Genomic DNA, 4,418 nt, shown 5'->3' on the forward strand with positions numbered 1-4,418 from the left:
CGGAGCCGCCCGTCGACGCGGGGGCGCGCGCCGAGCGTGCGGTCGTGGTCCGCGGCTTGGCCGCGGCACGGCCACGCCCGGTGCCGGTCGTGCGCGCACGAGCGTCCCGTCCACGTCCCCGACGGTCCGCCATGCACCCTCCCGTCCGTCCCGGGTTCCCTCACCCGTCAGTGCCGCCCGTACCGCTCCGTGGCGACCCGTCCAGCATGCCGCCCGATCGGGCGCCGGTGGGGGCGCCGCGCCGGACCGTCCGCAGACGATCCGGGCGGCACCGGTGTCACCGACGGGTGAACGACCGGAGCGTCAGCCCTGGCCGGGTACCTGATACCGCGGGAACGCCAGCTCGCCGTTGTAGCGGGCGGCGTCACCGAGCAGCTCCTCGATGCGCAGCAGCTGGTTGTACTTCGCCACCCGCTCGGACCGCGCCGGGGCGCCGGTCTTGATCTGGCCGCAGCCGGTCGCGACGGCGAGGTCCGCGATGGTGACGTCCTCGGTCTCCCCGGAACGGTGGCTCATCATGCAGCGGTACCCCGCGTTGTGCGCCATCGTCACCGCGTCGAGGGTCTCGGACAGGGTGCCGATCTGGTTGACCTTCACCAGCAGCGCGTTCGCGGCGCCACGGGCGATGCCGTCCTCGAGCCGCTCCGGGTTGGTGACGAACAGGTCGTCGCCGACGAGCTGCACCTTGTCGCCGATGGCCTCGGTGAGGCCGACCCAGCCGTCCCAGTCGTTCTCGTCCAGCGGGTCCTCGATGGACACCAGCGGGTAGGAGTCGACCAGCTCGGCCCACACCTCGGACAGCTTGTCCGCGGTGATCTTCTTGCCCTCGAAGGAGTACTTGCCTGCCTCGTGGAACTCGGTCGCCGCGACGTCGAGCGCCAGCACGACGTCGGTGCCCAGGGTGTAGCCGGCCCGCTGCACGGCGGCGGCGATCAGGTCGAGCGCCCCGCGGGTGCCGCCCTTGACGTCGGGGGCGAAACCGCCCTCGTCGCCGAGGCCGGTCGACAGGCCCTTGTCCTTCAGCTCCGACTTCAGCGCGTGGTAGACCTCCGCGCCCCAGCGCAGCGCCTCGCGGAAGGTCTCCGCACCGATCGGGGCGACCATGAACTCCTGCACGTCGACGGAGGTGTCGGCGTGCGCACCACCGTTGAGGATGTTCATCATCGGGACCGGCAGGACGTGCGCGTTGGAGCCGCCGACGTAGCGGAACAGCTCCAGGCCCGAGGACTCCGCCCCGGCCTTCGCGACGGCCAGCGACACGCCCAGCAGGGCGTTCGCGCCGAACTTCGACTTGTCCGGGGTGCCGTCGAGGTCGACGAGGCGCTGGTCGACCAGCCGCTGGTCCACCGCCTCGACGCCGACGAGCTCCGGCCCGATCTCGTCGAGGACGGCCGCGACGGCCTTCTCGACGCCCTTGCCGCCGTAGCGGTTCTTGTCGCCGTCCCGCAGCTCGACGGCCTCGTGTTCGCCGGTCGAGGCGCCCGACGGGACCGCGGCACGCGCCAGCGTGCCGTCGTCCAGCGCGACCTCGACCTCCACCGTGGGGTTGCCCCGGGAATCGAGGATCTCGCGTGCCCCGACCTGCTCGATGACCGCCACCGTGACTCCTGTTCTGATCGCGGGTGTCGTCCGGTGCGTCAGCGTAGTCACCGGTCGGCCCCCGGCGGGGGACGCTTGCGTCACCCTGCTCCGCACCGGCGGTCTGTCAAGACCTCGCGTCCCGCCCGGATCGCACCTAACGTAAGGGTGACCATGAGCAGTCCCCGTGCGAACCACCAGGACCCGGTCGCGGCGTTCCGCCGTGCCGACCGGCTGCTCTCCCGGCACCGCCCGCTCGAGGCACTCGACGCGCTCCGCCCCGTCCTCGACGCCCACGGTCCGGACGAGCCCAGCGACGCCTCGGTGCACCTGCTCGCCGGCCGCGCCTATCTCGACTCGGCACAGCTGCGGAAGGCCGAGGCGTCGTTCGTCCGGGTCGTCGAGATGGATCCGGCCGACCACTACGCGCGCTTCGCGCTCGGCAAGACGCTGCAGCGCCAGGGCAGGCTCGGCGAGGCCGAGACGCAGCTGAAGATCGCCTCGGCGATGGATCCGCGCCCGGAGTACCAGGAGGCGCTGGGCGAGGTGCGGGCCCGCATCGCGCTCGCACCCGACCGTCCCTGAACTGCGAAAACGGATCTTCCGGGGCGAATGCCGCGCGAGCCTTCCCCGCTCGATCGGGTGAGGTTAGCCTTCCCGCCCGGCAGCACACCCTCACCTGGTGACTGCTCGTAGTGGTCACGCTGCAGGAGGTCGCATGCTGGGGAACGCGCTCATCGGGCTGCGCGAAGGACTCGAGGCCGCGCTGGTCGTGGCGATCCTGGTCGCGTTCCTGGTCCGCACCGGACGTCGCTCCGAGCTGCCCAGGGTGTGGGCCGGCGTCGCGCTCGCCGTCGCCGTCAGCGTCGGCGTCACGCTCGGGCTGACCCTGACCCAGCAGGCACTGACCTTCTCCGCGCAGGAGGCGCTCGGCGGCTCGCTCTCGATCATCGCGGTCGGCTTCGTCACCTGGATGATCTTCTGGATGCGCTCGCACGGCCGGACCCTGTCCCGGGAGCTGGAGGGCGCCCTGGACCGGGCCGTGTCGATGGGGCCGTGGGCCGTCGTCGTGATGGCGGCGCTCGCCGTCGGCCGCGAGGGCCTGGAGACCGCGATCTTCTTCTTCGCCGCCGCGCAGGCCGCGGGCGAGACGGCCGGGCCGCTGGTCGGGTTCCTGATCGGCATCGCGATCGCCGTCGCGCTGGCGTACGCGATCTACCGTGGCGCGCTGACGATCGACCTGGGCCGGTTCTTCACCGTCACCGGCTTCCTGCTGATCTTCGTCGCCGCCGGGATCCTCGCCTACGGCGTGCACGACCTGCAGGAGGCCGGGATCCTGCCGGGGCTGACCACGTTGGCCTTCGACGTCAGCGACGTGATCCCCGCCGACTCCTGGTACGGCACGCTCCTCAAGGGGATCTTCAACTTCTCACCGCGGACGACCGTGCTCGAGGCCGTCGTCTGGTCGCTCTACGTCGTGGTGGTCCTGGCGCTGTTCCTGCGCCCCGCCCGCCGGCGCGCGCCCGCCACCACCGACGCCTGAACCCCGCACCGTCCACGGTGTCGATCCCTCTAGGAGAACGCACGATGTCCCCCGTCACGCGCACGGCCGCCGGCCTGGCGTCGCTCACCGTCGCCGCCGCGCTGCTGGCCGGCTGCACCTCGACCGCTCCCACCGCGCAGGGGGCGGGCGACGGCGGTCCGATCACCGTGAACGCCACCGACACCGCCTGCGAGATCTCGACCGCGCAGGCCCCGGCCGGCACCCTCACCTTCCGGATCACCAACGCCGGCAGCAAGGTCACCGAGTTCTACCTCTACGCCACCGGTGACCGGATCATGGGCGAGGTCGAGAACATCGGCCCCGGGCTGTCCCGCGACCTGATCGTCGAGGTCCCCGACGGCGGCACCTACACCACCGCCTGCAAGCCCGGCATGTCCGGCGACGGCATCCGCGCCCCGTTCAGCGTCACCGGCTCGGCGCAACGCGCCACCGACGCGAACGCCCAGCTGGCCGCGGCCACCGCCGGCTACAAGCGCTACGTCGACTCCCAGGTCGGCGCGCTCGTCCCGAAGACCCAGGAGTTCGCCGACGCGGTCAAGGCCGGCGAGGTCGAGAAGGCCAAGGCGCTGTTCCCGGTCGCGCGCACCTACTGGGAGCGCATCGAGCCCGTCGCCGAGTCCTTCGGCGACATCGACCCGAGGATCGACGGCCGGGAGGACGACGAGCGTGACCCGGGCGTCGGGTTCACCGGGTACCACCGGCTGGAGAAGGACCTGTGGGTCACCGGCCTGCAGCCCGACTCGGCCGCGATCGCCGACCGGCTCACCGCCGACATCACCGACCTGGCCGCGCGCACCCGGACCGTCGAGCTGACCCCGGTCCAGCTCGCGAACGGCGCGAAGGAGCTCCTCGACGAGGTCGCCACCGGAAAGATCACCGGCGAGGAGGACCGCTACTCCCACACCGACCTGTGGGACTTCGCCGCGAACGTCGAGGGCTCCCGCGCCGCGGTCGCCGCACTCCGCCCGACGATCGACGCCAACGACCCCGCGCTCGGCCCGGTGCTCGACCAGCGGTTCGAGGCCGTCGAGACGCTGCTGCAGGGCTACCGGGTCGGCGACGGCTACCGGCTGTACACCCAGCTGACGCCGGAGGACACCCGCGCGATGACCGCAGCCGTCGACGCGCTGTCCGAGCCGGTCAGCAAGGTCGCGGGCACCGTGACGGCATGAGCCCATGGCACCTGTCCCGGCGACGGCTGTTCGGCCTGGCCGGCGCCGGAGCGGCGCTGGCCGGGGCGGGCGCGGCCGCGGGCTACGGCCTGTCCGGCGCGCCC

The 4,418-nt window shown here is 72.5% G+C and carries 4 protein-coding genes; 3 read left to right on the top strand and 1 reads right to left on the bottom strand.

Features of this window, described 5'->3' with window-relative positions:
• Nucleotides 1-303: 303 nt before the first annotated feature.
• Nucleotides 304-1,599, bottom strand: coding sequence for a phosphopyruvate hydratase (gene eno / locus GTW08_RS19800; protein WP_073577651.1), 1,296 nt, complete (start codon nt 1,597-1,599; stop codon nt 304-306).
• 153 nt (nt 1,600-1,752) lie between these two features.
• On the opposite strand from eno, the gene GTW08_RS19805 reads away from it, so the two are divergent.
• The 3 genes from GTW08_RS19805 to efeO all read left to right on the top strand — a co-directional run bounded on the left by GTW08_RS19805 (nt 1,753) and on the right by efeO (nt 4,314).
• Nucleotides 1,753-2,163, top strand: coding sequence for a tetratricopeptide repeat protein (locus tag GTW08_RS19805; RefSeq protein ID WP_073577650.1), 411 nt, complete (start codon nt 1,753-1,755; stop codon nt 2,161-2,163).
• A gap of 133 nt (nt 2,164-2,296) precedes the next feature.
• A complete protein-coding gene (gene efeU, locus GTW08_RS19810) occupies nt 2,297-3,121 on the top strand; it encodes an iron uptake transporter permease EfeU (RefSeq protein ID WP_073577649.1) in 825 nt (274 codons plus the stop codon).
• A gap of 44 nt (nt 3,122-3,165) precedes the next feature.
• A complete protein-coding gene (efeO, locus tag GTW08_RS19815; protein WP_073577648.1) occupies nt 3,166-4,314 on the top strand; it encodes an iron uptake system protein EfeO in 1,149 nt (382 codons plus the stop codon).
• Nucleotides 4,315-4,418: the final 104 nt, after the last annotated feature.

It is taken from the genome of Pseudonocardia sp. SID8383 (genome assembly GCF_009864975.1).
Lineage (GTDB): Bacteria > Actinomycetota > Actinomycetes > Mycobacteriales > Pseudonocardiaceae > Pseudonocardia > Pseudonocardia alni.

Bases quoted from the DNA above. Each gene is read 5' to 3' on its own strand.
- efeO (WP_073577648.1), top strand. From the start codon at position 3,166: ATGTCCCCCGTCACGCGCACGGCCGCCGGCCTGGCGTCGCTCACCGTC.
- GTW08_RS19805 (WP_073577650.1), top strand. From the start codon at position 1,753: ATGAGCAGTCCCCGTGCGAACCACCAGGACCCGGTCGCGGCGTTCCGC.
- efeU (WP_073577649.1), top strand. From the start codon at position 2,297: ATGCTGGGGAACGCGCTCATCGGGCTGCGCGAAGGACTCGAGGCCGCG.